36 protein-coding genes are annotated in these 25,196 nt (G+C 61.4%); 17 read left to right on the top strand and 19 right to left on the bottom strand.

The window, feature by feature from the left end:
* Positions 1 to 7: 7 nt before the first annotated feature.
* Together TX72_RS04160 and TX72_RS04165 are read right to left on the bottom strand one after the other, a co-directional pair.
* A complete protein-coding gene (locus TX72_RS04160) occupies positions 8 to 229 on the bottom strand; it encodes a hypothetical protein (protein WP_011127709.1) in 222 nt (73 codons plus the stop codon).
* Entirely contained in the window at positions 222 to 383 is a 162-nt protein-coding gene (locus TX72_RS04165) for a hypothetical protein (protein ID WP_225867739.1), read from the bottom strand. Before TX72_RS04165 ends, TX72_RS04160 begins: the two co-directional genes overlap by 8 nt.
* Positions 384 to 460: 77 nt before the next feature.
* Between TX72_RS04165 and TX72_RS04170 the strand changes: the two genes are divergently transcribed.
* On the top strand, positions 461 to 1,378 hold the full coding sequence (locus TX72_RS04170) for an AEC family transporter (RefSeq protein ID WP_011127710.1): 918 nt from the start codon (positions 461 to 463) through the stop codon (positions 1,376 to 1,378).
* Between the two features lie 389 nt (positions 1,379 to 1,767).
* Here the strand turns inward: TX72_RS04170 and TX72_RS04175 are convergent, their stop codons facing one another.
* Positions 1,768 to 2,370: an alpha-ketoglutarate-dependent dioxygenase AlkB family protein gene (locus tag TX72_RS04175; protein ID WP_011127712.1), complete on the bottom strand. Its 603-nt coding sequence runs from the start codon at positions 2,368 to 2,370 to the stop codon at positions 1,768 to 1,770.
* Between TX72_RS04175 and TX72_RS04180 the strand changes: the two genes are divergently transcribed.
* Together TX72_RS04180 and TX72_RS04185 are read left to right on the top strand one after the other, a co-directional pair.
* On the top strand, positions 2,369 to 3,187 hold the full coding sequence (locus TX72_RS04180) for an SGNH/GDSL hydrolase family protein (RefSeq protein WP_148228766.1): 819 nt from the start codon (positions 2,369 to 2,371) through the stop codon (positions 3,185 to 3,187). The two genes, TX72_RS04175 and TX72_RS04180, sit on opposite strands and share 2 nt — an antisense overlap.
* Before the next feature lie 53 nt (positions 3,188 to 3,240).
* Complete coding sequence (locus tag TX72_RS04185; RefSeq protein WP_042503207.1) at positions 3,241 to 3,546, top strand: DUF723 domain-containing protein; 306 nt, start codon at positions 3,241 to 3,243, stop codon at positions 3,544 to 3,546.
* On the opposite strand, the gene TX72_RS04190 is transcribed toward TX72_RS04185, so the two are convergent.
* The 7 genes from TX72_RS04190 to TX72_RS04220 are packed head-to-tail and all read right to left on the bottom strand — an operon-like array spanning position 3,522 to position 10,775.
* Positions 3,522 to 4,415 (bottom strand): homoserine O-succinyltransferase, encoded by an 894-nt coding sequence (locus TX72_RS04190; protein WP_011127715.1) that lies wholly within the window; start codon positions 4,413 to 4,415, stop codon positions 3,522 to 3,524. The genes TX72_RS04185 and TX72_RS04190 overlap by 25 nt on opposite strands.
* A gap of 20 nt (positions 4,416 to 4,435) precedes the next feature.
* Entirely contained in the window at positions 4,436 to 5,752 is a 1,317-nt protein-coding gene (locus TX72_RS04195) for an O-acetylhomoserine aminocarboxypropyltransferase/cysteine synthase family protein (protein ID WP_011127716.1), read from the bottom strand.
* A gap of 31 nt (positions 5,753 to 5,783) precedes the next feature.
* Positions 5,784 to 6,464, bottom strand: a complete 681-nt coding sequence (locus TX72_RS04200) for a hypothetical protein (protein WP_011127717.1) — start codon at positions 6,462 to 6,464, stop codon at positions 5,784 to 5,786.
* A gap of 44 nt (positions 6,465 to 6,508) precedes the next feature.
* Complete coding sequence (locus TX72_RS04205; protein WP_011127718.1) at positions 6,509 to 7,441, bottom strand: lytic transglycosylase domain-containing protein; 933 nt, start codon at positions 7,439 to 7,441, stop codon at positions 6,509 to 6,511.
* Between the two features lie 39 nt (positions 7,442 to 7,480).
* Complete coding sequence (locus tag TX72_RS04210) at positions 7,481 to 8,062, bottom strand: DOMON-like domain-containing protein (protein WP_011127719.1); 582 nt, start codon at positions 8,060 to 8,062, stop codon at positions 7,481 to 7,483.
* Position 8,063: 1 nt separating this feature from the next.
* On the bottom strand, positions 8,064 to 9,206 hold the full coding sequence (locus tag TX72_RS04215; protein WP_011127720.1) for a phosphotransferase enzyme family protein: 1,143 nt from the start codon (positions 9,204 to 9,206) through the stop codon (positions 8,064 to 8,066).
* A gap of 54 nt (positions 9,207 to 9,260) precedes the next feature.
* The gene (locus TX72_RS04220) at positions 9,261 to 10,775 is read right to left on the bottom strand and encodes a DUF8648 domain-containing protein (RefSeq protein WP_011127721.1); all 1,515 of its coding nucleotides are present in this window, start codon (positions 10,773 to 10,775) and stop codon (positions 9,261 to 9,263) included.
* A 57-nt stretch (positions 10,776 to 10,832) separates the two neighbouring features.
* On the opposite strand from TX72_RS04220, the gene TX72_RS04225 reads away from it, so the two are divergent.
* Complete coding sequence (locus tag TX72_RS04225) at positions 10,833 to 11,417, top strand: glutathione S-transferase family protein (RefSeq protein ID WP_011127722.1); 585 nt, start codon at positions 10,833 to 10,835, stop codon at positions 11,415 to 11,417.
* Between the two features lie 36 nt (positions 11,418 to 11,453).
* Positions 11,454 to 11,927: a hypothetical protein gene (locus TX72_RS04230; protein WP_011127723.1), complete on the top strand. Its 474-nt coding sequence runs from the start codon at positions 11,454 to 11,456 to the stop codon at positions 11,925 to 11,927.
* A 5-nt stretch (positions 11,928 to 11,932) separates the two neighbouring features.
* Here TX72_RS04230 and TX72_RS04235 read toward each other — a convergent pair whose 3' ends face one another.
* On the bottom strand, positions 11,933 to 13,276 hold the full coding sequence (locus tag TX72_RS04235) for an aromatic ring-hydroxylating dioxygenase subunit alpha (RefSeq protein ID WP_042504228.1): 1,344 nt from the start codon (positions 13,274 to 13,276) through the stop codon (positions 11,933 to 11,935).
* A 56-nt stretch (positions 13,277 to 13,332) separates the two neighbouring features.
* On the opposite strand from TX72_RS04235, the gene stpA reads away from it, so the two are divergent.
* Positions 13,333 to 14,565: a glucosylglycerol 3-phosphatase gene (gene stpA, locus TX72_RS04240; RefSeq protein ID WP_011127725.1), complete on the top strand. Its 1,233-nt coding sequence runs from the start codon at positions 13,333 to 13,335 to the stop codon at positions 14,563 to 14,565.
* Here the strand turns inward: stpA and TX72_RS04245 are convergent.
* Complete coding sequence (locus TX72_RS04245; RefSeq protein WP_011127726.1) at positions 14,498 to 15,460, bottom strand: hypothetical protein; 963 nt, start codon at positions 15,458 to 15,460, stop codon at positions 14,498 to 14,500. The genes stpA and TX72_RS04245 overlap by 68 nt on opposite strands.
* 261 nt (positions 15,461 to 15,721) lie before the next feature.
* Here TX72_RS04245 and arsS point away from each other — a divergent pair, with 261 nt between their 5' ends.
* Positions 15,722 to 16,669 carry an arsenosugar biosynthesis radical SAM (seleno)protein ArsS gene (gene arsS / locus TX72_RS04250; protein ID WP_011127727.1) on the top strand — a complete coding sequence of 316 codons (948 nt, stop codon included), beginning with the start codon at positions 15,722 to 15,724 and terminating at the stop codon, positions 16,667 to 16,669.
* Here arsS and TX72_RS04255 read toward each other — a convergent pair.
* On the bottom strand, positions 16,660 to 16,944 hold the full coding sequence (locus TX72_RS04255; protein WP_011127728.1) for a cell division protein SepF: 285 nt from the start codon (positions 16,942 to 16,944) through the stop codon (positions 16,660 to 16,662). The two genes, arsS and TX72_RS04255, sit on opposite strands and share 10 nt — an antisense overlap.
* Positions 16,945 to 16,993: 49 nt before the next feature.
* Between TX72_RS04255 and TX72_RS04260 the strand changes: the two genes are divergently transcribed.
* Together TX72_RS04260 and TX72_RS04265 are read left to right on the top strand one after the other, a co-directional pair.
* On the top strand, positions 16,994 to 17,200 hold the full coding sequence (locus TX72_RS04260) for a DUF3721 domain-containing protein (RefSeq protein ID WP_042503213.1): 207 nt from the start codon (positions 16,994 to 16,996) through the stop codon (positions 17,198 to 17,200).
* A 3-nt stretch (positions 17,201 to 17,203) separates the two neighbouring features.
* Positions 17,204 to 17,602 (top strand): DUF3721 domain-containing protein, encoded by a 399-nt coding sequence (locus tag TX72_RS04265; RefSeq protein WP_011127729.1) that lies wholly within the window; start codon positions 17,204 to 17,206, stop codon positions 17,600 to 17,602.
* Between the two features lie 9 nt (positions 17,603 to 17,611).
* On the opposite strand, the gene TX72_RS04270 is transcribed toward TX72_RS04265, so the two are convergent.
* Positions 17,612 to 18,061 (bottom strand): Fur family transcriptional regulator, encoded by a 450-nt coding sequence (locus TX72_RS04270; RefSeq protein WP_042504231.1) that lies wholly within the window; start codon positions 18,059 to 18,061, stop codon positions 17,612 to 17,614.
* A gap of 123 nt (positions 18,062 to 18,184) precedes the next feature.
* Here TX72_RS04270 and TX72_RS04275 point away from each other — a divergent pair, with 123 nt between their 5' ends.
* Genes TX72_RS04275 through TX72_RS04285 form a run of 3 tightly spaced genes read left to right on the top strand, consistent with a single transcriptional unit; the run spans position 18,185 to position 19,423 of the window.
* Positions 18,185 to 18,451: a DUF3764 family protein gene (locus tag TX72_RS04275; protein WP_042503217.1), complete on the top strand. Its 267-nt coding sequence runs from the start codon at positions 18,185 to 18,187 to the stop codon at positions 18,449 to 18,451.
* Positions 18,451 to 18,684 (top strand): TIGR02450 family Trp-rich protein, encoded by a 234-nt coding sequence (locus TX72_RS04280; protein WP_011127732.1) that lies wholly within the window; start codon positions 18,451 to 18,453, stop codon positions 18,682 to 18,684. The genes TX72_RS04275 and TX72_RS04280 overlap by 1 nt, the downstream gene beginning before the upstream one ends.
* Positions 18,662 to 19,423 (top strand): metallophosphoesterase, encoded by a 762-nt coding sequence (locus TX72_RS04285; RefSeq protein ID WP_011127733.1) that lies wholly within the window; start codon positions 18,662 to 18,664, stop codon positions 19,421 to 19,423. Before TX72_RS04280 ends, TX72_RS04285 begins: the two co-directional genes overlap by 23 nt.
* A 2-nt stretch (positions 19,424 to 19,425) precedes the next feature.
* Here the strand turns inward: TX72_RS04285 and TX72_RS04290 are convergent, their stop codons facing one another.
* Complete coding sequence (locus TX72_RS04290; RefSeq protein ID WP_011127734.1) at positions 19,426 to 19,677, bottom strand: hypothetical protein; 252 nt, start codon at positions 19,675 to 19,677, stop codon at positions 19,426 to 19,428.
* Positions 19,678 to 19,721: 44 nt separating this feature from the next.
* Positions 19,722 to 20,414: a putative 2OG-Fe(II) oxygenase gene (locus TX72_RS04295; protein WP_011127735.1), complete on the bottom strand. Its 693-nt coding sequence runs from the start codon at positions 20,412 to 20,414 to the stop codon at positions 19,722 to 19,724.
* Positions 20,415 to 20,481: 67 nt separating this feature from the next.
* Here TX72_RS04295 and TX72_RS04300 point away from each other — a divergent pair, with 67 nt between their 5' ends.
* The 4 genes from TX72_RS04300 to TX72_RS04315 all read left to right on the top strand — a co-directional run bounded on the left by TX72_RS04300 (position 20,482) and on the right by TX72_RS04315 (position 23,168).
* A complete protein-coding gene (locus TX72_RS04300) occupies positions 20,482 to 20,985 on the top strand; it encodes a hypothetical protein (RefSeq protein WP_011127736.1) in 504 nt (167 codons plus the stop codon).
* Positions 20,986 to 21,064: 79 nt separating this feature from the next.
* Positions 21,065 to 22,147, top strand: a complete 1,083-nt coding sequence (locus TX72_RS04305; protein WP_011127737.1) for a hypothetical protein — start codon at positions 21,065 to 21,067, stop codon at positions 22,145 to 22,147.
* A gap of 175 nt (positions 22,148 to 22,322) precedes the next feature.
* Positions 22,323 to 22,787, top strand: coding sequence for a hypothetical protein (locus TX72_RS04310; protein WP_011127738.1), 465 nt, complete (start codon positions 22,323 to 22,325; stop codon positions 22,785 to 22,787).
* Positions 22,788 to 22,850: 63 nt separating this feature from the next.
* Positions 22,851 to 23,168 (top strand): hypothetical protein, encoded by a 318-nt coding sequence (locus TX72_RS04315; protein WP_052298019.1) that lies wholly within the window; start codon positions 22,851 to 22,853, stop codon positions 23,166 to 23,168.
* Here TX72_RS04315 and TX72_RS04320 read toward each other — a convergent pair whose 3' ends face one another.
* The gene (locus TX72_RS04320) at positions 23,169 to 23,735 is read right to left on the bottom strand and encodes a pyridoxamine 5'-phosphate oxidase family protein (protein ID WP_011127740.1); all 567 of its coding nucleotides are present in this window, start codon (positions 23,733 to 23,735) and stop codon (positions 23,169 to 23,171) included.
* A gap of 68 nt (positions 23,736 to 23,803) precedes the next feature.
* On the opposite strand from TX72_RS04320, the gene TX72_RS04325 reads away from it, so the two are divergent.
* Positions 23,804 to 24,049 carry a hypothetical protein gene (locus TX72_RS04325; protein WP_011127741.1) on the top strand — a complete coding sequence of 82 codons (246 nt, stop codon included), beginning with the start codon at positions 23,804 to 23,806 and terminating at the stop codon, positions 24,047 to 24,049.
* A 2-nt stretch (positions 24,050 to 24,051) separates the two neighbouring features.
* On the opposite strand, the gene TX72_RS04330 is transcribed toward TX72_RS04325, so the two are convergent.
* Both TX72_RS04330 and TX72_RS04335 read right to left on the bottom strand, forming a co-directional pair.
* Positions 24,052 to 24,969, bottom strand: a complete 918-nt coding sequence (locus tag TX72_RS04330) for a histone deacetylase family protein (RefSeq protein ID WP_042503223.1) — start codon at positions 24,967 to 24,969, stop codon at positions 24,052 to 24,054.
* Complete coding sequence (locus TX72_RS04335; protein WP_148228767.1) at positions 24,966 to 25,178, bottom strand: hypothetical protein; 213 nt, start codon at positions 25,176 to 25,178, stop codon at positions 24,966 to 24,968. Before TX72_RS04335 ends, TX72_RS04330 begins: the two co-directional genes overlap by 4 nt.
* Between the last annotated feature and the right edge of the window lie 18 nt (positions 25,179 to 25,196).

Genomic DNA, 25,196 nt, shown 5'->3' on the forward strand with positions numbered 1-25,196 from the left:
TCTCGCTTCAGGCTCCCCGTCCAGGGCCAGGATCTGAATCCAGTTCAACGATGACGTACTCGATTCGATCGTCATCGGAGCAGCAGAGGTCGCCGTAGTAGCGCTCCAACTGCTCGTAGGCCATGTCGTAACTGCTGAAGGACTGCCCGGTCAGCCCGTCCTGTTGCCCGTCGCTGCGAATGATGCGATGAACTGGGGGGCGCTCGCGTTCCTGGTCAGCCTCAGCCATCCACAAGGGGAAGTCGCGCCAGGGCACGCTCGGCTGCCACCAGTTCCCGTTCGGTACTCATCCATCTCTCATTGCCGAGGGGGAGGTTCTGGACCTGGTCGGCAAGCAGCAGCATCAGCTGCTCACAGCGTTCTCGAAGCTCCTGACGCAGCACGGCACAACCGCTAGACAGATGAAAGCCATGGCACATGGGTGGCCGCTGTCTAGCTTCAGGGCTGGCAGTGGAAGCCCGTGCTGCGTTTTTTGCTGGAGTTGCTCCCCGCACTCCTGCTCGGTTTCTGGGGCGGACGTCGTTATCCAACCCTGTCCGGGCGTCTCGCTATGCCGCTGGTGCGGTTCGGCGTGCCCATCAGCGTGATGGGTCTGCTGTTGAGAGGTGGGCTCGGTGGCGAGATGGTCGTGGCCGCTGTCCTGGCCGTGCTCGCTATCGCGCTTGTGCTGCTCCTGGCCCATCGTCTGCCGGGTTTCAACGGTCTGCAGCGATCTTCTCTGCGGCTTGGCAGTTGCATTGGCAACACCGCTTATGTGGGGATTCCACTGGCCCTGGCTTTTCTGCCGAGCGAGGCCCTGCCGATCAGTATTGGCTACGACCTCGGCGCAACGTTGCTGACCTGGAGCCTTGGTCCGATGTTCATCGGTGCGGCGCCCTTGGGCCGGTCGCCCCTGTGGAGTCATTGGTTCATCAATCTCAGCAGCAGTCCCGCAACCCGTGGCTTATTGGGAGCGTTACTGGTCCAATGGACCCCTTGGAGCTCCGTCGTCGCCGAGGCACTGTGGTGGCCTTCACGGGCGGTGATCGTTGTGGCCCTTGTGGTGGTGGGCATGCGGCTGGGGAGCCTTTCGCGCGATGCCGTGTCGTTGTCGCCGACGCGCCTGGGATTGGTGCAGGCGCTGGTGGTCAAGCTTGGCTTGTATCCAGGACTGCTGCTTCTTTTGGGGTTCGTGTTGCCACTGAATCCTTTGATGATTCAAGCCATCACCTTGCAGGGCGCCGCCCCAACGGCCATCTCACTGTTATTAATCGCCGAGTCTGTTGGTGTTGATCAGGAGCGCGCAGCTGGCCTTGTGTTCTGGAGCACTGTTTTGTCGTTGATCACGGCTTCGCTTTGGGGGACGGCACTGTCGTTGCTGATGCCAAGTGGTGGGTGAATGGACGGCTTCATGTTCATTCAGAGGGTTGCTTGGAAATATCCGTCATGGTGCTAATACGTTTTATGAAGAGGTGGAGATCTGTTCGTGCCTAGGCCTTGTGACGGTCTGGCAACCGTCGTTACATTGGCGGGGTAGCGACCGGGGAATTGAGGTGCAGCAGGTGGATCTTGTCGGTTCGTTGGGACTTGTGTTGTTGATTACAGCCTTGACGGTTCTGGGATATCGCATCAACCACGTTGTTTGATTGTGAACTTGCGCCAAGCGCAAAATTATCTGGAATTGCTAATCAGTTAAGGAGTGCTTGTTGCTTGATTGGTGAAAAGTTTTTGAGGTTAAGTGGCATGATTCGTTGTCGTTTGTGAATCGTTCTTGGAGCTGGCTGTTGCTCAGCGTGGTTGAAAACAGCGAAAGGTGAGGTTGATTCTTGGTGTCTTGATGCGCCTGCGCTGGGGCACGCCATGCAGCCAATCCCGTTGACATCCGGGGTGCATGATCAGCAGATCACCGCTTGTCAGCTCAAGGGTGTGACGGTGCTGCCGTTGATGGCGATGGCGCAACTGGAAGTCCCGGTTCGATCCCAGAGACAGAGAGGCGATCGGTTGGCTCTGGTCGATCTCCGCTTCGTCATCGGCATGCCACCCCATCCGGTCTTCCCCATGGCGGTAAAGGTTGAGCAGGCAGCCATTGAATCGACAGCCGCAGGCTGTGTTGACCTGGTTCAGCATGGGCAGGAACCAGTTGGGCCAGCCTGCTCCGCAGTGCCGGGTCCCGCTGTAGCGATAGGACACGTCCTGTTCTGCCAGAAACATCGTCAGACGCGGCACCGGATGGTGGCGGCCATAGACCTGAACGATCGGTTGCTGCCAGTGAACCCTTCTCATCAAGGTTGAGGACCAATCGATGGCTGTGAGCGGCGGCAGCCAGCTGCGATGGAGGGTCCAAGGCAGGGTTGTTGATTCAGATTGGATCTGTAAGACGTCGTCTCCCATGACATCAACGTTGTTAATCCTTGGCGCAAGCCTGATGGATGCCGGCAATGTGTCGCGGGCTTCGGATGATCTGGTGCTCGGGGAGCAGATTGCAATTGCCATGGGGGGTGATCCCCAGGATGTTCAGTTGTTCCCTCTGCCGGATCATCCCCGCCCCCAGTCAGCTCGGTTGCACAACTACGCCCATGGGGGAGCGCAATCCGGGAGTGGGCCCAGTCTTGAGGAGGAAGCGGGCAATGTCCGCATCGGGTTCAAGCGACAGGTGCGGGCCGTTCGTCGACATGCTGCTTTTTATCAGTCACTGAGCGACGTGGATGTGCTGATCTCTGCTGGGGCCAATGACCTTCTCGATCAGCTGGAGGACGGCTCGGCGTTCGCCGCAGTGCTCAATACGGAACATCGCCGTGATGATCGCCAACTCATCTGTAGCAATGCCAAGCGGATCGTTCGTTATCTTCGGCGTGGGGTTGATCGTTTGACCGGTCTGGTGGATGAGGTGGTGGTGGCTGGAGCTTTCCCGGTGTCTGTAACTCCTGAGGTTCAGTCGACGGCGGAGAAGCTTGATTCCGCAACGTCCGATCGCCTCGTCGAGATCTTGGATGGCATCGGCGCCAAGGTTCAACGAAAGCTTGAACGCCACTTTGCTGATGATGGTTCTGTTGCGGTTCTGAATCTGAAAGCGGCATGGGACAGGGTTCAAGCCCCTTCATTTGTTGATGCGGTGCACCCCAGCAGCGACACGAGTCGTCAGCTGGCGGAACTGATCGTTCCTGAACTGATGCAGCAGCTCAACAGTTTCGGCTTTTCGGAAGGGTGACGTCCCATGAAGGGACCGCAGATGATCGGGATCCTTCCCATACATTCCTGGGTATGGGAGCCCGCATCACTCAGGACGAATTTCTCAAGCGTGCTCGGCAGCGCTTCGGGGATCAGTTTGATTACAGCCAGATCCGCTGGAGAAGCTTCAAGAGCCCAGTGAAGATCCGCTGTACGCACCATCCGGTTCAGGAGATCACGATCACCCCTGAGAAACATCTGCAGACCCTGGGAGGCTGCAGGCACTGTCTGCGGGAGCGGCGGATCGCCGCCTTGGAACGGGAGCTCAATCGCCGGTCAGCACCCGAGCGGACCCTTGCTCCGGAATCTGAAACTCAGGCGGTCAAGCTCACCCGCTGATAGCAGAACCACAGCCACTGCTGGAACAGCAGGTTGCGATGGGATCGCCAGGAGGTCTGGGGTTGGTCGGCATCGAAGTTCTCCGGCGGCGGCACATCACCGCGGGCCCGATCCCGTTCCATTTCACCGAGGATCCGTCCCACGTTGTATTCCGGATGGCCGAGGTGCATCAGCTGGCGCTGATCCGGTGTTTCAAAGATCGTGTAGCCGACGTCTTCTCCATAGGCCAGCAGCCTCAGTCGACCCTGGCGCTGGGCTGACTCCATGGCGCTGTCGGGCAACCCGGCGTGGCGGCTCTGCGGACAGAGAAATCGGTCGTCCTGGGTCCCCATCAATGAATGTCCAGGAATAAGGCTGCGCAACGGGTAGATGCCGAACAACTTTCGTTCGAACGGAATCTTGTCCACACCGGCCAGATAAGCGAGTGCAAAGCCGGCCCAGCACAGTCCCAAAGTGCTGGCGCAGCTATGGCGGGCCTCCTCGATCAGTTCCACCAGTTCCTGCCAGTAGTTGACCTGCTCGAAGGGCAGGTGTTCCACCGGTGCGCCCGTGATGATCAATCCGTCCAGTGGTCCTTGGTGAAGGGCTTCCTCCCAACTGACGTACAGATCCTTGAGGTGCTCCTGGTCCCAGCTTTTGTAGGCATGGGAGGCGAGCCGGATCCACACCGGTTCGATCTGGAGGACGGACAGACCCAGGGGGTGCAGCAGGTTGAATTCGTACTGCTTGCCCAGGGGCATGATGTTGAGAATGCCGATCCGCAGGGGCCGGATGTCCTGGAGTTCCGCCTGAGCGGGTTCGATCCAGGAGATCCTGTTGCGCTCCACGGCACCGATCTTGTGGTAATCGCGGGGAAGGATCAGTGCCATGGGCTGGTCGTCGTCGTCAATCAGGCAAGGGCCTGTTCAAAGTCGGCTTTGATGTCGTCGATGTGCTCAAGTCCCACGGAGACGCGGACCATGGTGGGTGTCACGCCCGCCGATGCCTGTTCGTCTTCACTGAGCTGCTGGTGGGTTGTTGATGCCGGATGGATCACCAGGGTTTTGGCATCCCCCACATTGGCGAGGTGACTGGCCAGTTGAAGGCTGTTGATGAAACGGACTGCATCGTCGTAACCGCCCTTGAGCGAGAACATCAGCATGCATCCCATGCCCCGGCCCGTCAGGTATTTCTTGGCAGCTGCGTGATACGGATCGCTGCTCAGGCCTGGGTAGCTCACATGCTCCACATTGGGGTGCGTTGCTAGCCAGGTGGCCAGCGCCATGGCGTTCTCCGTGTGGCGCTCCACCCGCAGGCTGAGGGTTTCTAGACCTTGCAGCAGCAGGAAGCTATTGAAGGGACTAACCGCCGGACCCCAGTCCCGTAGACCCTCGACCCGGGCTCGCAGGGCAAAGGCGACGTTGCGGTTGTCCGGCACTCCCAGCATCTTGCAGACGTCGCTGCCGAAGCCGAAGGCATCCCAGTGCACAAGGCCGTGATAAGCCGCACTGGGTTGGCTCAGCAGCGGGAATTTGCCATTGCCCCAGTTAAATGTGCCGGCATCAACGATCACGCCACCGAGGCTGGTGCCATGGCCGCCAATCCACTTGGTGGCGCTTTCCACCACCACATCCGCGCCATGATCGATCGGACGCATCAGGGCACCGCAAGCTCCCAAGGTGTTGTCCACGATCAATGGGATGCCGCGCTCTTTAGCCAGGGCTGAGAGGCCCTCGAAATCGGGGATGTTGAAGCGTGGATTGCCCATCGCTTCGACGTAGAGGCCTTTGGTTTTGTCGTCGATCTGCGCAGCAAAGCTCTCCACGTCGTCGCCATCAGCGAAGCGCACGTCGATGCCCAGCCGGGGGAATTGCACTTTGAACTGGTTGTAGGTGCCGCCGTAAAGGAACGACGTGGACACAAAGTTATCCCCTGCCTGCATGCAATTCGTGATCGCCAGGAACTGAGCCGACTGACCGGAGGCTGTGGCCAGCGCGGCCACACCCCCTTCCAGGGCCGCCACCCGCTTCTCGAACACATCCGTCGTCGGGTTCATCAGACGGGTGTAGATGTTGCCGAATTCCTTCAGTCCAAACAGGTTGGCGCCGTGCTCGGCGTCGTTGAAGACGTAGGAGCTGGTCTGATAAATCGGCACCGCTCTGGCATTGGTGGCCGAGTCTGGAGACTGGCCGGCATGCAGCTGGAGGGTTTCGAAACGCTGAGACATCGGGCCGGAAGTGAGCGGCTGAACCTCTGTTCTAGTCGTGCTTTTCGTCGTGGGACAGCTCAGGTTTGTCGGTTTCCGCCAGTGAGGGGAAGGTGCTGCGGATCAGAGAGTGAATGGCGTTGTGGGCTTCGGCTCGGAATCCTCCTCGACCCTCGGCGCTGAGAATGGGATAGGTGCGGTCGCTGCCATCCCCATCGCGCAGGTGTTTCCAGCGGTTGTTCTCCTTCTCCTTGAGGGCATTCAGAGGTGCCTCGAAATGAAAGGCTTGAACGTTGCCCAATGCCGCCACCTGGCTGGCCAGTGTTTCGCGAATCGGAGCCAGAGCTTTGGCTTTCAACGTGTCGGGTAACCCCAGGACCGGTTGGTAATGATCCAGGATTCTGAGCTCTGCCTCCAGCATTACTGGCCAGGCACCGGTCTCTCCTTCGGCCAGACCCATCTCGGCTTCCGCCTGCTGCATGGCCTCCAGGTGGAAGCGCAGCCAGCGGTAATAGGTCTTGTCTTTGATCGGCTTCTTGGCTGCTGCCCGTCCAGACAGGATCGCAGGCAGGGCGTTTTCCGCCTTGCGCAGAAACAGCCGATCCTCCCGCTCCAGGTTCATCGCCCCCCAGCGCTGGCGGTATTCCCAGAGTTCGACATACCGAGCCACATCTGGCCCGTTCCAACCAAGACCTTTCAGCTCTTCACCGCGGTGGGAGAGTTCCTGCGCCACGCCCTGCTTCGTTTGACGGATTCCTGCAGCGTAGTGGGAAGGCTTCAGGATGCCGGTGGACGACTTTCAGGGTGCCTGAGCAGGTAGTCCTTCACCGCGATCGGGCGTTGCTGGTTGTAGCCGACGGGCAACCAGAGATCGCCGGCATCGGCATTGAAATGAATTTCCCAGTGATACAAACCGGTGTAGGCCCGGGGGTCGTCCTTCATCAGCGAGGCATACAGAAGAACGGCGCGTCCGTAGTAGTCACTGTTGTTGTACCCCCAGAGACCACGTCGGATGTTCTTGAGTCCTCCTCGGCGGACCAGATAACGCGCGGCAGCCTGGATGGCGTCGTGGGGATCACTAATATCACCGGCGCCGATGCCGGGCTCCGTCCAGGTGGTGGGCAGAAACTGCATCGGGCCCTGGGCATTGGCAACGGACACGCCATCGATGCGCCCCATGCCGGTTTCCACCAGGTTCACCGCCGCCAGCACCTCCCATTCGATGCCGGTTGAGGCCTCGGCCTTCTTGTAGTAGCTGATCAGCTGCTCGGCAGGCTCCGGCGGAATGATGCGCCAGGCCGGCAGGGTGGAGGGGCCCCGACCGCGGCTCATGCGCAGGAATTCCCGGCGTGCCGCCAGGTGCCGTTCGGCCACGCTCCGCCATCGCAATGGCAGTGCGGCCACCACCTCCGTCGAGCGAACGGCGTCCTTGGAGAGCACCCGGTAGATCACCTGTTGCTGATGCCCCAGATCCGGCAGATCAGCCTTGGCCGTGGAAGGGTCTCGCAACGCTGCTTCCACTGATTCCAGGAGGTCGGCGGCTGCCTTGGGCTGGGCGGGAACGCTTGGATAGCGCCGTTGAACGGCCGCAACGGCGGACAGCCCCGATCGGTTGTCGCTCGTGCCGCTGCCCTGAAGGACCAAGGCGAGGGTGATGGGTGATGCCACAGCGACCAGTGCAGCGGTGATCAGGACGGAACGACGTCCCATGGCGGAGCTGTGCCTCTTGGCCGAAGCTACCGGTTCTGTTCAGGCCTGCAGAAAGGTGCTGCGGTCGTGGAAGTCAGCCCGACTGTCGCCGTGGCGCAGGGCCCAGTGGCTGATGCCGTTGGCCCCTCGATCCAGCACGGTGGTGAGGGACAGCTCCGGGCAGCATTCATTCGGCCACCAGCTGGACAGATCCAGCCGGGCATCAAGACGAAGCTGATGGTGCCAGCGGCGCAGGGTGATCTCGGGTGCGCTGTCGAGGGGCTGTTGAGACTGGCCCGAGCGGTAGCCCTCGAAGCGGTACGAGGCCCAGTCCCCGTTGGGCGCCAGGTTGATCTCCCAGTAGCCCGGTTGATCCGGAATGGCGAGAAATGCCTCGAAGCAGGTGGTGGTCCAGAGCTCATCTCGGCGCTGCCCAGCCACCTGAGGACCATCAATCAGACCGTCCGGCACCACGAGCTCACTAAGGCTGGAGACCGCGGCAGCCAGTACACCGAAGCTGAGCTCCAGCTGACCGTCTCGATTCCAGATCAGTTCACCGCTCACCTGGAGTCCATGGGGGACAGAACGCTCAAACGGCACCAGACGGGAGGCCTGAAGCAGCATCACGGCGAGGCGTGCCATCTCAGCGACCCGCCAGGCGACGCACCATGGCCTTGATCTCGGGCAACTGCTGTTCCACCGATTCGGTGAGGCGGAATTGCACGGCAGCTCTCTGCAGGTTGTGACCGTGACGTTCTGTGCGGAAGTAGAGGTCCCCTTCCAGATGATCCGTCAGAAAGCGCAGGCCGAGTTCCAAGGGGATCAGGCGAATGCAGTCCGGAAGGTAGTTCAGATCCCAGTCGCTGAGGAACTGGCGAGCCACGGAGAGGTAGCCATCGAGGATCGCTTCACATAGTTCAAGGTCGAAGACCACCGTGTTGAGATCGTCGGTTTCTTCGCCGGCCTTGTTGCAGCAAGAGCGCAGGCAATCGCCGATGTCGTAGTGAACCAATCCAGGCTTCACGGTGTCAAGATCGATCAGTCCAACGGCGTGACCGCTGGCATCATCGATCATCACGTTGTTGATCTTGGGGTCGCCGTGGATGGGTCGCTGTTTCAGTTCACCGCGCTGCAGGGCGGCTTCCAGCACGTCAATGCCCTGCCGTCGTGCCTCGATGAAGGCACAGGCGGATTGGGCAGCATCGTCCAGTGAGGAGCACGATTTGCTGACGCTGTCGTAACGGTTCAGGTATGCCGGGGTGACGTGAAAGTTCTCGAGCGTGTCGGCCAAATCTTCCGTGGGAAGGTCACTTATCAGGCTGTGGAACATGCCCAGCCCGTAGCCCACTTCACGGGCATGGTCGCGGTTGAGAATCACATCCGTGGTGGTGGCGGCACCGATGTAGGTGATCGAGCGCCAGAACTCTCCGTCCTGCTCCACCCAGTGCCCGTCCTGCCGGCAGCGCACCACCTGGGGCACTTCCCAGCGGCGGCCACGGAGTTCCTCTGGCGGGGAGGCCAGACGACGCTGAACGTGGTCCCCCAGGGCCACCAGGTTGCGCATCACCAGTTCGGGGCGTTCAAACACCCGGGTGTTCAGTCTCTGAAGCACGAAGGAGCCTGCTGGTCCACTGGGGCGATGGCCCTGGTGGGTCACCAGAAAGGTGTCGTTGACGTTGCCGGAGCCCAGGGAGCGTATGGCCGTGATCCGTTCGCGGGGATGGAAGCGACCCGCAATGGCTTCAACGGCCTTGCTCAAGGTGATCTCAAAGGTCTCAAGCTGCAAATGTCGCGCTGATCCCCGATGGCGCCAGGCTTAGGTGTGCAGAAAACCAGGCGACTAACCGTCCAGTTGGCTCTCTATGGCATCCATCAACTGCAGGTAGGCCGGTCCTGAACTGCTCGCGCTGTCGTCGAGGCTCATCTCGCCTCGCATGGCTTTCCGGGCGTTATCGGCAATCACTGCGTTCACCACCAGATCCAGCGCCTCGGGTACGTCGAGGTTCTGCAGGGCATCGGCGTAGCGCCGGCTGTGGCTCGGACGCACCGATTCCTGGCAGTAACTGGACAGTTCACGGCTGTCTGTCATCACCCGATAGGCCGTTTCCTTCACCGCAGGCCGTCCATATAGGGCCATGTACAACAGGTTCACCATCGAGGCGTCGTGGAGGGGGATGGCGTACTTGCGTGCGATCTGAGGCCAGTAGCGCAGAGCCTTCAGTCCCTCCAGACCGCCTTTGGGCAGCCCGGCGTCCTCACAGCTCTGCTCCAGCTCCTCCATGGACAAGGGACAGCGCTCTTCCCGGCGGATCAGGGATGCCATCACCTGGCCAGCTTGAAAGTTGCGGGTGGGCTTGCCCGAACTGGGCTGCATCATGCTGCCCCTCACATCCGCCACCATGGCTGTGAGCTGGGTGAAGGTGTGATCCCTCACCTTTTCAAAGTCGCCATCCCGCACCAACGTGGCCTCGATCCGTGGCACCGCGTAGCCGAGTTCGGTGAGAGGGATGGGTTGGCGGTGATACAGCTTCTGCCGGTCAGGGCGAGCCATCGACACGGTGGCGGCCTGATCAAGGCATTGATCCAGCAACAGCGTCAGCAGCGTCGGCAGAACGCCTGGGTTCTCCTGGTGATAGGCGTAGCCGAAGCCGGCGAACACTGATGACATGTTCTTGGCGGCCTTGATGTATTGACCTTCCACGTTGTGGACTCCGGCCGCCACCTGGATGTTGGGTGAGAGATGGTCCAGCAGCTGAGCCCCCAGCATCGCGATGAGGGCATTTGGGTGACAGAAGTTGGCCGTGAAGCTGTCGAAGGGATTGCGCAGGGCTCCGTGGCGGTGGAATCCAGAGAAGAACGCCAGGTTCGGCTGCTTCTCGCAGAGCACGTAGGCGGTGTTGCTGATCGGGTCATGGTTGAACGACCCGGCTAGGCACGCCAGAACCACCTGTTCGCGCCCCAGTTCCTCCCGCAGGCGACAGGCCTCCAGCAGATCCTCTTCAACGTGGTTGCTGTTCGCGCTCAGCACGACCACCTCACAGCGGAGAATCAGGTCGTGCAGGGTGTTGGGGATCCGCTCACCGGAGACGCGGTGGGTGCCCATGTCGAGCACTCGCTCGACATGGGCGCTGTCCATGCTGTCAACGACCTCCGGGGAGAAGGCCCCCAGCAGGTCCCGCCCCGGACGCGCGGCCAGCAGCAGCCTCCCGGCCTCGTTCTGCATGGCGCAGTTGTAGGCCAACGACGCGGGATAGAGCCCAACGCTGAAGAAGCCCACCTTGCCGGCCATGACTTCACGGACCCTCACGCGGATCGAGGCCGCATCCAGGCTGTGATCGAAAAAGGAGTTGCGCATGGACTCAGCCTATGAAGTCCGCTGTTGAGGAGACTGTGTCCAAGCAGCTGCTGGGCCATGAGCCTCACTTTGTATGGCGGTCCAAAAACGCGTGCCTCGATGCCGCGTTGGTACCTCGAGGAAAAAGGGATTCCCTACGAGCTCAAGGAGCTGGATCTGCGGGGAAACCAGCACCGACAACCTGATTACCTGACGATCAATCCGTTCGGAAAGTTGCCGGCTCTGGTTGACACGTCCCATCAGGGACTGGACGGTCAACCGCCGAAACTGTTTGAGTCTGGAGCCATCTTGCTGCACCTAGCGGAGCACCATGCCGGCGAGATCACATCAGCTTCGCAACGCTCGCTGATCGCGCAGTGGCTGTTGTTTGCCAACGCGACTCTGGCCATTGCTCTGTTTGTTCCCAGCAACCGTGAGCGGGAGTTCCCGAGGTTGATGGAGGAATTGAACCGCCAGCTCACAACTGGTCGGCCCCTGGTGGGGGATCAGTGGGGTGCAGCCGACTGTGCCGTCACGGCGTATCTCGCTTATCTACCGATCTTCTTCCCCCAGGAGGATCTTTCCCCTTATCCGGCGATTCAAAGCCTGATCACCAGCACGCAGCAGCGACCGGCCTACCGAAAGGTGATGGGCATGGCTTGAGCAAACGCGGTGTAATGCGGAAAAGGTTCCGTTGTGATGCTGTCGTCCCGTCAGGAGTTTCTGCTCGCTTATCGCTGGCCGATCGCCCGGGTGGGGTCAAGCCTGATCCTCGGCGGGGCTGTTCTGGTTCTTGCTCAAACTGCGGTGCGACTGCTGAGCCAACCGATTCCGATCGCGATCGAAGGCGGTCTGCAGGTGGACAAGCTGGTGCTGCCGCCGACTGTGAACATCAGCAGCTCAACTCCGCTACCCGTTGTGGTGAAAGACTCGGTGTCCGTCGCCAACAAGCAGCCGCTGACGATCAGAGGTCCGCTGACGGTGAAGGCGCTTCAGGGAACCGTGCTGGTGAAGGGTGATGTGCAGGCCAAAGCTCAGGTGTCCTCGATCGATACGCCAGTGACCGTTCAGGGCGATGTGTCTGTTCAGGACAAGGTCACCATCGATGGCAAGGTTCATGTGGATGGAAATGTGGGCGCCAAGGTGAAGCCAACGATTCGGCCCCTCAAGTGAGGACCTCAACGACCGTCAGACAGAGGCACCCTTCTCAATGACTTCGGTTGGTTGCGCGGGGCCTGGCCATCGCCGGCCAACAGGCCACGTTCCCAGCGCTTGGTCTGCCTCAACCCCAGGGCTCCGCCGGCACTGACGATCAGACCGATGCTGATGAGCCCCCAGCCCCCATTAATGCCGATGAGGATGGCTCCCAACCACAACAACCCCCAGCAGACCGGTTGAGCCCGACGGATCCAGATCAGTGCGGTTGAGCAGCTGCGGCAATGGATGGTGTGGGAGACATAGCGATCCATCAACGCCGTTGTCGGCTGACGGTTCGGTAGAGGCTGGCCGGCAAATGGCTCACCACCGTTGTGGTTAAGCCAGCGATGCAACGCTGCCACGTAGACGTCTGCAGCCGTGGGCAGGAAAAAGGCCCGCTCAGCCGCAGCGCTGCCCCCGGCCGCTTCCAGGGTGCGTTCCTGCCAGTGAAGGAAAACCTGATCGTCTTCCAGCACCTTGTGGTTGCCGATGTGCTGCAGCCAGCGGGGTCGCAGGCCGATCAGCAGCCGTGGCAAGGCTGACTGGAACTGGAACGGGAAGCGTGCAAACAGGCGGCATTCGCCGCGACGGATCGGCACCGCGTAAACCACGGTGAGGATGCGACCGAAACCCTTGGCGGTGAGGTCATGCCACATCAGCTGCGGTGCCAGGAACGTGGTGGACTGGGCGCCGAGCTTGCCCCGCCGTGGCCCCTCCTCCCAATAGGCCTTGAAGCCACTGGCGTCTTCTGCCGTGATTGTGGCTTCCACCGGGGCTGCGTTCTCCCGCTTGCCCACGGTTTTGTGGTGCGTGAACGGCACGTGGCTCACATCCAGCACGTTTTCCAGCAGGGTGACGGCGTCCATGGGCAGGTCGCGGAACGTGTCCTGCACCGTCCAGCTGTCGGGGTTCTCCTCCAGTGCCGGCACCAGCGGCAGCTGCTCGGGATCTGCGCTGTCCGGGGAGCCCATCCACACAAACAGCAGTCCCTGAGCGCTGGCGGTCGGCAGGCTGGCGCAACGGGATCGTCGGCTGTCCGGTTGGGTGTTCTCCAGGGCCTGGGGGATCTGCCGGCACTGGCCATCACCGTCGAAACTCCAGCCGTGGTAGGGACATTCGAGTTGGCCTGCATCGTTGATGCGCCCCTCACTCAGGGGGACAAGCCGATGGGGGCAAACGTCGGGAAAAACGCGCCAGGATTCACCTGATTGGTCCCACCAGATGACCAGATCGCGCTCCAGCAGCGTGAAGCGATTGGGGCGCTGCGGATCGAGATCCTGCAGGTAGCTGATCGGCCACCACTGTTCTGTCCAGGTGGGATGCATCGGCCGGCCGAACAATGGGGCCATGATCGCCAGGTTTGTTCGTCGCCGCGTCCGTCATGCCGCGCCTTGCACCGGATCAGCTTCTTGAGGAACTCACGCCGGTCGATGACCTTCTGATCGTTCAGGACCTCGACGGCGTCTGCATGCAGCTGGTGAAGGATCCCCTCACCCGCCGCATGGATCCTGGCTACGTGAATGCCGCGGCGGACCTGCGAGGGAGCTTTGTGGTGCTCACCAACGGCGAGCACGAGGGACGGCGTGGGGTGAACCGTCTGGTGGAAGCGGCGTTGGGGGATCAGATCAAACCGGACCAGGCGGGCCTCTACCTGCCGGGTCTGGCCGCCGGCGGCGTTCAGTTTCAGGATCGTTTCGGTCATCTCAGTCACCCTGGGGTGAGTGAGGCGGAAATGGCGTTTCTGGCCGCGGCGCCCCTGCGGATGGAGCAGTTGCTGCTGGAGCGCCTGCCGTCGAAACTGCTGGGGGTGTCATCGGAGCAGTTGAAGGTGCTGGCGCAGCAGGCCGTGCTCGACACCCAGGTGTCACCCACCATCAATCTCAACGGTATTTTCGCGCTGGTGCCAGGGGATGTGTCCCGTCAGAGACGTCTTCAGCAGATGCTGGCCGAACTGATGGACCAGTTGCTGCAGGAGGCCAGTGCCGCGGGACTGGAGGGATCATTCTTTCTGCATGTCGCACCCAACCTGGGGCGCGATGCCGACGGCCGCGAACGGGCCAAGCCCGCTGCTGCTGGAGACGTCGGCACAACCGACATCCAGTTCATGTTGACGGGGTCGCTCAAGGAGGCAGGCCTGCTGGTGCTGATCAATCAACACATCTCCCGCCGCCATGGGGTCTTCCCCCTGGGGGAGGAATTCAACGTGCGCACAGCTCCTCGGGATCATCAAGCCCTGCTGCAGTTGGCCGAGGAACGGTTGCCGATGGAGTGGATGCCGCGTCTTGTGGGGGTGGGCGACACGGTGACGTCCACGCAGGCCGCCGACGGGCACAGCTGGCTCCGGGGCGGCAGCGATCGCGGCTTTCTCACCCTGCTGAAGGATCTGGGGGCCTGCAGCAATCAACCCAATCGCGTGATTCTGGTGGACAGCAGCCATGGCGAGGTGGATCGTCCGAGCCTCGCCGATGGTCGTTTGCTGGGCATCAGTGATCCGGAGGATCCGCTGGAGCTGGATGTGCTGATGCCCGGGGGGCCGGCGGACTACATCAGCTGGTTTCAGACCTTGGCGCAGCGTCGACGGGCTGGCGGTCATGCCATTCCCGAGACGGCCTGATCTTCAGCAGGAACGGCATCTGGCTGATCGAGGGTCTGCCACCGCTCACCCAGACCGCGTGTTCATGACTCCAAGGCCGTTTTCCGGGAACGATCAGACGCGACTTGGAGGCATGATCTGGCAGAAAGGAGGCCAGGAATCCTTTGTACCTGACGAAGCTTTTGAGATCGCTGAACAGCACCCCATCGGCGGTTTCCACCAGTTCAAGCTGGCCATCCGGCCGGATGCCGTAGACGATGCGCACATCGGCGAGTCGCATCTCCCCATAAACGCCTGCATAGGACGGTGGCGCTTCCTGGGTGGTGTTGGTGAAGGCGTGCAGGCCGCCGATGAACACCCGCAAACGCTCCTCAAGCTCAGCTGTGAGCGAGCCGTAGCCGTGCTCCAGCTCGCCAGCACGGCTGATGCCCACCCAGGCCCGTTCGGCCGCAGCGGCACGATTGTCCGCAGGCCAGAGACCGTTGGCCAGCATCAGATCACCGTGCAAGCGCATGGCCAAGTCACCGTTACCGCTTCCGCGGGCAAAGGTGGGGCCTGAGGTGAACAGCAGAGCCTCCTCATCGTCATTGGCGTCCAATCCCCGGTTCCAGCCACCGAAGAACTCGACCGTGGTCCAGCGGGGATCCACAACAACGCTGGTGTAGCCGATGTTGATGCTCGTGCCATCGGATCGGAGCACATTCAGCGTCTGATCAGGCAGAAATCGCGTCAGGCGATCCCTGGCTGGAGGCGGTGGAGGCGGTTCGACGTCAGGAACCAGCCTGCTGATCGGCTCCGGCCGTGAGCGCTCTGCACGATGCTCAGGATGCATCCACCATGCGATGCCCATGCCGAGCAAGCCTGAGGCCAGGCAGAGAGCCAGCAGCGGCAGGGAACGCACAGAGCAGGATTGCATCGCTTCAGTGTGAACCGAGTGAGGAGACTGAGCAACATCGTTTTGCTCTCAATCATTCTGTTCCAATGAGTGATTGCAACACTGATAGCAATCAGAACGTCGCTTGTCTTAATCGGCCAATTCACGTTCAAATCAATCGGATGTTTGTCTTGATTGATACGGATGGCTTGAGCTCGAGTCGTCAGCTTGATCTGCCGGACCACTTGTCAGATCCACGGTTTAATGAGCTAGTACGAACAGTGAAGCTGTGTTGAGGAGTTGGTGCTGATCACCCGTTCACTGCCCTTCCCCCCGCTGCAGCGCCGGGCTCTCACCACCCTTCAGGTGAATCTCGGCTATCGCTGCAATCAGAGCTGCAGCCACTGCCACGTCAATGCCGGTCCCACCAGGACCGAAATGATGAGCGCGGAGCTGGTGGCGCTGATTCCTTCCGTGCTGGGGCGACGAGCGATCCGTTGTTTGGACCTCACCGGCGGGGCTCCCGAACTTCACCCTGACTTCCGTTCCCTGGTGCGTCGCGCCCGGGATCAGGGGGTTGCTGTGATCGATCGCTGCAATCTCACGATTCTTTCGGAGCCGGGACATGACACCTTGGCCCAATTTCTGGCCGACCATCGGGTCGGGGTGATCGCCTCCCTGCCCTGTTACAGCGCCGCCAATGTCGACCAACAGCGGGGCGATGGAGTGTTTGAACGCAGCCTTGAGGGTCTTCGGATGTTGAATGACCTCGGCTACGGCAGTGGGGACCCGGAACGATCCCTTGATCTGGTGTTCAATCCGCATGGTCCGTCTCTTCCCCCAGCTCAGGGGCTGCTGGAGGCCGATTACAAACGCGAGCTCGGATCCATGGGCATCCGCTTCGACCGGCTGCTGACCCTGGCCAACATGCCGATTCAGCGCTTCTCCCGCCAGTTGGAGCTGCAAGGTCGGCTGACCGCCTATCAGCGCCTGCTGGAGGAGGCCCACAACCCCGCCAATCTCGCGGCCGTGATGTGTCGCCAACTGCTCAGTGTCGATTGGCAAGGTCATCTTTATGACTGCGATTTCAACCAGCAACTGGCCCTGTCAGCCCAGGGCGGCGTTCGTCATCTGCGCGATCTGCTGGATGACTCGATGGTGATCGAGGGTGATCCGATCCGAACGGCGCAGCATTGTTTCGGCTGCACGGCGGGGGCGGGATCGAGCTGCGGTGGGGCACTTCAGGGTTGAGCCCGGTCCGTGCCAGCGATGCGGTTGATGGCGACGCCGGCGGGGGCCAGCAGCAGCACCGTTTCACTGATGCGTTGCTGCTGGCCATCCAGGGCATGCACCCCTCCTGAGACCAGATCAGCGGCGCGCTGGGCAAGATCTGGAGTGAGACGACTCAAATTGAGCACCACAGTGCGTTGTTCCCGCACAGCCAGCACGGCTTCCAGGGCGTCATTGAACTGATCGGGCATCAGCACAACCACGTCGTGCCATCCATCGGAGCGACTGTTCACCATGGGGTCATGATGTGGGGCTGTTGCTGAACGCGTGGTGTCGCCTGCAGGAATGTTGCTCGCTTTGCTGGGCCTGGGGCTCTGGGGAGGGGTTGTGTCAGCTCATGATCACGGCGGGCAACCGAAGCAGGCGATGTTCAAGACGCGCGCTGAAGCGGAGGCAGCGGCTCCTGGCTTTGGCTGCCAAGGGGCCCATCCCATGGGTGAGATGTGGATGGTCTGTGAGAAGCATGGTCAATCCGAGCAGCACGGACACTGAGCCATGGCAACGGAAGGGGGACATTGCGGCAGCAAACCGAAGCGGATTGCCATCGGGGTCGCCCCGCTGGGCACCATTTCGATCGGCATCGTGCCGATGGGGGTGATTTGTATCGGTGTGGTGCCGATGGGAGTTGTCTCCATCGGCGTGGTGGCGATGGGAGTCTTCAACGCCGCCATCGTTGGGATGGGGCTGGTGGCCGTCGGGGTGAACACGATGGGCGTGATCACGGCCGGGCCAATGAGCATGGGATTGATTCAGATCCGCTCAACCACCAACCCCCGCTACCTCGCCTACCCCAGCCGTGAGGAGGCGGAAGCCCAGGCGAAGGTTCTGGGTTGTGAGGGGATGCATCGCATGGGTGATCGCTACTGGATGCCCTGCAATGAACACCCCAAGTAGGGGAACGCCTCAGTCCTGACAATTGGGGCACAGGGCCCGCACATTGAGACTGGACTCGATCAATTTGAAGCCGAACTGCTGTGCGGCATCGGCGCCGGCCATCAGCACAGGCTCACTTTCAAATTCTTCGGTGCGGCCGCAGCGGATGCACACCAAGTGGTGGTGATCGCGGTGATCCCCATGGGCAAGCTCAAAGCGACGGCCGCCTTCACTGAGCTCCAACTCCTGCAGAAATCCCATATCCGCCAGCAGGCGGAGGGTTCGGTACACGGTCGCCAGCGAGACCTTCAGCTGCAGGGAGGCCAGTTGTTGATGCACCTCCTCGGCGCTCAAATGGCAGCCTGAGCCGCGATGTTCGAACAACTCGAGAACCCGTTTCCGCTGGGGTGTCAGACGACGACCGTCCTGGTGGAGGCCCTGCTGCAGAGATCCATCGGCGGGAGCAGACGGGGAGGGCAGCGACACCGATCAGAATCAGCTTTCTCAATAGTAGTCATTAATGAGAGGCTTTAGCTCATCGTTCTTGGGATGGGTGCTTTACCCACAACGGTGATACGTTCCGGGCGGTGGTTTTTTAGAACGATGGAGACTCACGTGCTCACTTTCAGCATCACCAAGCCTTTCGTCGAGTGGGCCAGGTTCTACGACCAATCAGCGCCCTTCCAAAGAGCAGCCGGCATCACTTCGCTCTATCGCGGTGTCAGCAAAGACGACCCCAGCAAGGTGTGTGCCGTCATGCAAGCCCTACCCGGTGTGATGGAGCAGTTCATTGAAGACAACACCGAGTTGATCGTCTCCTCCGGTCACGTTCTGGAGAGCACCGTCAGCCAGGTGTTCCTCGCCGGCTGATGGGCTGGAATCCTGCCCGGGCCTGGACCAGTCAGCACCCTGTCGGGGGGTATCGCCACTTTCAGCTGGTTCTGCAGGGTGGTCGTGGCGATCAGCGTTGGGTGGAGCTGGCGGCGGTGCTGGCACCGGGCTTTCGTGAGCGGGTGCTCTGGAGTGATTTGGAGGATCCCCACCGCTGGGTGAGTGGTTGGCAGTCCATTCCCGAGAGCCATGCGGATCCTGCAGCTGAGTGACCCCCATCTGGTGGCAGCCGATGCGGCCCTGGTGCGTGAACGCCCGGCCATGACTCTGCTCGATCGGGCCCTGCTGGAGGGGCAGCGCAGCCATCCCGATTTGGTGCTGATCAGCGGTGATCTCTGCCAGGACGAGAGCTGGGGCGGCTACGTCCGCCTGGGTCGCCTTCTAGATCGTCATGTCAACGTTCCAGTCGGCCTATTGCCCGGCAACCACGATGACCCGCTGCTGCTGAAGGCCGTGCTGGGTCGTCGTTTCTGCACGGCTCCCGCCGAGTTGATTGTTCAAGGCACGCGGCTGGTTCTGCTCAACAGCCACCGCAGCGGTTGTTCCGCCGGTTGGCTCGGGCCACACCAGCTGCAGTGGTTGCAGGAGCGACTCGCTGATCCTTTGCGCCGGGATCTTCCTCTGGTGGTGGCCCTGCATCACCCGCCGGTGGCCATCGGTCACCCCGTGATGGACACGATGAATCTCAGCGATCACCACCAGCTAGCAGCCATTCTTCAGCCCCACGCTGCGTTGCGAGCTGTGGTTTTCGGTCACATCCATCAGCACTGGCACGGAACCTGGCCGCAGCGTCCGGATGTCCCCCTGCTTGGCTGTCCGTCCACCCTGCGCAGTTTTCAGTGCGTGCAGCCCTGCCCGCTGGGTCGGGCGGAAGACCCGGGGGGACGTCTTCTGGAGATTCACAACGATGGCAGCCTCAGCCACCAGGTGCTGCGCTGGTCCCCCTGTTGAGCTCAGCCCATTCCCTTCTGGGATTCACGGAAGGCCTTCAATTTGTCGATGTCCTTCTCTTCATCAATGCCGTAGTCCGTCAGGATCAGCGCCTTGCCGATAGTGCCGAGGGCGTATTCGATCCGATCGAGATCGCGGCGCCCGCTTTCGTCCTTACGGGCAGCTCGGATCACCTCGGGACGAAGCTGATCGGCCAGTTGCTCGATGGCGGTTGCGATGGCGCCGGCCTGATCCAGCGGGTCGGTGTGATCCATGGAGGCCTGGGGCGTGGGCAACAGGGAAACTCTGCCAGCTGGGCTCAGAACCCCCGGGCCACCGGCCGTTGACTCGAGAGAGACACGTTGCCGGGGGGGGAGGAGGGCTGCGGTGCTGCAGCGGGGGCCGCCACGGCATTGAAGGCGAGCGACCAGCGTTCGCCATCGCCACGGAAGGGCATCACCGAATGGGGCTGCCAGGCCGGGAACACGTAGTACTCACCAGGCACCGGCAGGACGTAATGGGCCATCCCGGTGCGGAAGGACTGCAGATGCCAGTCCTCTGGGCCGTGAAAGCAGAGCTGGCCGTCAAAGCTGTTGCCGTTGATCTGGGGCGGCACCTTGAGAAAGATCACCCCAGAGAAGCTGCCGCCGTGGGTATGGGTTGGGTTGTAGTCGCCGGCGGTCTGGCAGTTGATCCACAGATCGATCATCTGCAGCCGGTAACGACCCGGCACCCAGGGACCACGCCCCTGGGGTGGCTGCCGATCCATCACGTGGCGGATCCAGCGGTCACAGGCGGGAAGCAGAACCTCCGCACTGAGTTGCTGCACCGCCGGTTGGTCAGGCCTTAACTCCCGTTGCTGACGCAGCTGACCAGCCAGCTTGGCGGAGGCGTCGGGACTGGCTGAAGGATTGGCCAAAACGGATTCACCCAGATCGATCAGCTGGTTCAGCAAGGGGGCTGGAAGCGTGCCTCGCAGAATGGAGCGTGGAAACAGGTCAAGAACCTCCATAGGCTCACTAAGACGCTGCAGGTCATCGTGCCAGCGCCAGAGTGGGGGCGATGTTCATGGGGTAGCGATGCTGCGCAAGGCAGTGCTTGCTGGTTTGCTGCTCCTCGGCTGCAGTGCGTCGGTCGTGGCGCAGCCGTTGCCAGGCCAGCATGGGCCGACGGCGGAACTGCTCGAGGGCGGCGGCCTGCGGCTAAGCACGCGTCGCACCAACGATCGCTTCCAAGATGGCAACCGGCTCTGGAAAGTGGAGCTGCACCGCGGTGAGCGACTGTTGGCCAGCTGGCAGGCTGCCAGCGGCATTGCTGAACGGCAGACCGCAGATCGACTCTGGAGTCCTGGTAATGCAGCTCCTCTCCCGGCGGGGGAGTACAGCCTGGGACAGCCGGAACCCTGGGGAGATGATCTCTGGTTCGATCTGCAGCCGCGCTTTGATACCACCCGCAGCGCTCTGGGCATTCACCGTTGCTATCCAGGGACGGGGTGCATCTGCATGCCAAGCCGCGCGGAGATTGATGCACTGGCAGCTTGGGTGAGACGGGGACGATTGCGCAGGCTGCGTGTGATCAACTGAATCCAATCGCTGTCAAAGACAAGTCTTCTGCAGCACTGACCAAAGTCGTTGGGATCTTTAGAAACGAGTCGTTTGTCCCATGAACGCCTTCATGGATGTGAACATCTGGATGATCGTCGGCTTTTTGCTGGCGGCCTATTCCGTTGTGGCCAACGACTCACTGCAGACGTTGGGTACGTATATCTCGTCGAATAAAAAGCGCACCCCGAAAGCGGTGCAGATGCTGTTTATCTGCACCGTCACCATCATCGTTCTGATGATGGGTTGGTTCCTCAAGGACGGTGACCCCGCCTGGGGCCGCCTGAGTGTTCCCGGCAAGGAGTTTCCTCTGCCCGAGCCATTCAACTGGGTCTACATCCTTCCGCCCATTGCGGTGTTGGCCCTCACCCAATGGGGCGCTCCGGTGAGTACATCGTTTCTGGTGCTCTCCTCCTTCAAGCCGGCCAACATCGGCAAGCTGCTCAACAGTTCGCTGACGGGGTATGTCCTGGCCTTCTGCGTGGGCTTGGCGGCCTATGGCCTGGGCATGTGGCTGTTGGAACGTTGGGTGTTCCGCCGCACGCAGGAGGGCAAGGACTTCAACAAGGTCTGGTATGTCTTGCAGTGGTTCTCCACCGGCTTCCTTTGGAGCATGTGGCTGGTGCAGGACCTGGCGAACATCTTTGTGTTCCTGCCCCGCAAGCTGGACTTCTTCCCGATGGCGATCTGCACGGCGGTGCTGTGCGTGGGTCTCTGCGTGCTGGTGGCCACCGGCGGTGGTCCGATTCAAGGGGTGCTGCGGTCCAAAACGAACACGTCCGACCTGCGCTCGGCCACGGTGATCGACTTCTTCTTCGGTCTTTGTCTGCTCTACAAGGCGTTCCTCTCCACCTTCCCGCTGAGCACCACCTGGGTGTTCCTGGGCCTGATCGGTGGTCGGGAAATCGCCCTGCGGATCAAGGAGCAGGAATTTGAGACCGTCTTCACTAACCGCGAGAGCGGCAACCTGGCCAAGATCATCGGCAGCGATCTCTGGAAGGCCTTCGTCGGTGTGGTGGTGAGTCTGGTGATCGCGCTGAGCATCCAACCTCTGGTGCAACTCACCGGCGGTTCCACCCTTCAGCAAACGGGCCATGTCAGCGGAGCCGTCTTTCGTGGCCGCTTTTTCATTTGGTTTGTCTAGCCGATCATTCAATGTCCTTAAGGATCGATTAAGACGGATGTACTGACCGGCTCGGTTTTGTCCGGCCCAATGGCGTGAATCCTTTGCTTGAACCCTGACCAGTCCACGATCCCAGCGCCGCGATGCCAGCGGCCGTTTTCAGTCCAGCGGAGATGCCAAGGCACGCCCTGTTCAGGTGTGGCTGAAGCCTGATGTGCTCGAGCGGCTGGATTCCTATTGCTTGTTTTATGGCGTTGGACGCGGACGTGCCATCGGCCATCTGCTGCAGGGGGCCCTCCCTGATCCAAGCTGGCTTCCGCAGCGACCGGTATTTCTCGAGGAACCATCGGACGGCACAGAAGCTTGCACCGGAACGCCGGCAGAAACCACGCCTGAAGCCGATCCATCCATCACGTCTGCTGCTGAGCGGCCGATGCCGTTGTTCCAAGCCGGAGATCTCATCAGCAACAACAGCGGCCGACGCCATGGGGTCATCGCTGAGGAGCCCTGTCTGTGGGCCGAGCCGGTGCTGCTGCCCAACGGCGAACAGCGCCACGGCCACTGGACCTACGCCGTGGCATGGGATGGTCAGATGGGGTTGACCATCCGCTACGCGGAAGATCTGCTGCATTCGCAGGAGCAAGACCGACAGGTCGGCTGAGGGGCCGTGGTCACTGGCCCGGGTTCTGGCTATTGGATGGGAAGGTGGGACCCTGGAGCATCGATGACCTGGCTGCTGCTTCTGTTGATCCCCATGACGGCCGCAGCAGCACCGCAACTACCCCTGAGTCTGCAGCAATCGATCGTTGAAGCGCACCGCTCATTGCTGGCGGCTGGATGGCATCCAGCGCCGGATCAGCAGCCATCCCCCGATGAACGCCACTGGTCCGCAGTGACGCTGGACAGCTTGTCCTCCTGTTCCGGCACGGGGGAGGGGTTCTGTTGCTTCGATTACCGCCGTGATGGCCAGACGCTGTCGGTGGTGACTGTCCCCTCGAGGCCAGGTGAAGCCTCCGTTGGTCGGGTGACCCGGTGGTGGTGATCAGGGGTTGAGTCGCTGTTCCAGCCAGCCATTCTCCCGGCGCCAGAGCAGACGCTGGTGAGGGTGGTGGCTCAGGTCGAGCAGTTCCACCTGCTGGAGGCTGATCGGCACCATCACGAAGTGGTCTGGGACGGGAGCATCTTCTGGCAGTTCCTGGGGGAAGGGCGCTGCGGGTTCAAAGGGTTGTCCTGGATGCGGCCATCCCCACAGGGCTCGTCCACTGGGAGACAGGGATCGCCACTGGGCCTGGTCTGGAGAGACCGCCACCTGTGCAGCTGTTCCCCGAAGCCGGTATTGCTGCTTGGCTTTCGTCAGCAGCCAGCAGAGTTCCACCTGAGGTTGATGATTGAACTCTGCGATTTTGCTGCTGCGGCCATCCGTATACAGCTCCAATTGATCCGCTCCGTTCCAGCCGCGGAACACCAGCGTTCTCACCCTGGGGGTGCCATCAGAGGCCACGGTGGCGAGTTGCAGCCAGCGGGCACTCACCTGGCGGCCTTCGCGCTTGAGGGCACCGCGAAGTCGTTGCCGCCAGGGGGGCAGGGCTCCATCCGTCGCTGCTGTCATGGTCTGAAATAGCTCCTCAGAACAGAAAACATGGGCTGGCAGGGTTGATCAAAGAGTTGATCATCACCGTGGCGAGTGACTTGAAAGAGCGTGTGCTCAGTGCCCTGCGCGCTTGCCGAAGCTCGGACGATTTGGTGGCCTTGGATGAGCAATTGGCCATTGATTGTCGCGACGCCCCCTTGCACCAAGTGATCTGCGATGCCCTTCGGGATCGCAGTGTGGCCCCGGTGGAAGCCGCCAATTGGTTGACGACGCTGATGGAGCACCGTAACCAGCAGCTCACGGCTTGTTTGAACCTGTCCTGCCAGGTCTGAGGTCAGGACAGTCCAAACAGCCTGGCCTGCTCTACAGCGGCTCGGATCACGATGGCGTGCCGCCTCACCAGGGGCATCAGTTCGTCGTAACCCCCTCCGATCACCGTGGCGATGGGGATGCTGCGGCGCAGGGCCGCATCCAGGACGAGTCGATCGCGTCGTAACAGACCCTCGTCGCTCAGCTCCAGTCGTCCAAGCCGGTCATCCCGATGGGGGTCCACACCGGCGTTGAACAACACCAGATCCGGTTGTTGGTCATCCAGCACCTGCGGGAGTCGGTCCCCGATGGCGGCCAGGTAGTCGTCATCTCCAGTTGCGTCTTCAAGAGGAATGTCGATGTCGCTGGCCACCTTGCGCAGCGGAAAATTGCTGGCGGCATGGACGGACAAGGTGGTGATGCGCGGCTCATCGGCAAAGCAGGCCGCAGTGCCATCGCCTTGATGCACATCCAGGTCCACCACCAGCAACCGTTGCACCTCGCCGTTGTCCAGCAGCACGCGCGCTGTTGTGGCCACGTCATTGAAGATGCAGAACCCGCTACCAAAGCCGGGATGGGCGTGATGGGTTCCCCCTGCCAGGTGACAGGCGATTCCATGCTGAAGCGCCAGGCGAGCCGTCAGCAAGGTTCCCCCGACGGATAGCCAGGTGCGCTGCACCAGGGGCCGGGTGGCAGGAAGCCCGATGCGGCGCTGTTCCGAGCGGCTGAGTTGATCACGGCTGAAGGCCTGGTGGTAGCTGCGCCGGTGGATGCGCTCCAGATCCCGTCGGGGGATACTGAGGGGGCGGCGGATCTGGTTGGCCTGCAACACCTGTTCGTCAAGCAGCAAACGACGCAGCAGCCTGAATTTGGCCATCGGGAAGCGGTGCGTCGAGGGCAATGGAGCGGAGTACAGCTCGTGATAGACCGCGTGCAGTGTCAAGGGTCCAGCCGCAGTTGGCAGGCTGCAGTCTTCGTGTTTGGTGCGCTGAGCCATTGGGCGATGCCTCCATCGCGCAGCAAGCGACAGATCACGGCTCCTCCTCTGGATCCGAGTCCGTCAAAAAACCATTCGGAATCCAGGTTCAGGGATTGAGCCTGAAGCGGGGACGCTGTGATCAGCGCCAACGTAAAGATGACGAGGGAACGCACGGGCCTGGCTGAATGGCC

The sequence above is a fragment of the Parasynechococcus marenigrum WH 8102 genome (assembly GCF_000195975.1).
Classification (GTDB): domain Bacteria; phylum Cyanobacteriota; class Cyanobacteriia; order PCC-6307; family Cyanobiaceae; genus Parasynechococcus; species Parasynechococcus marisnigri.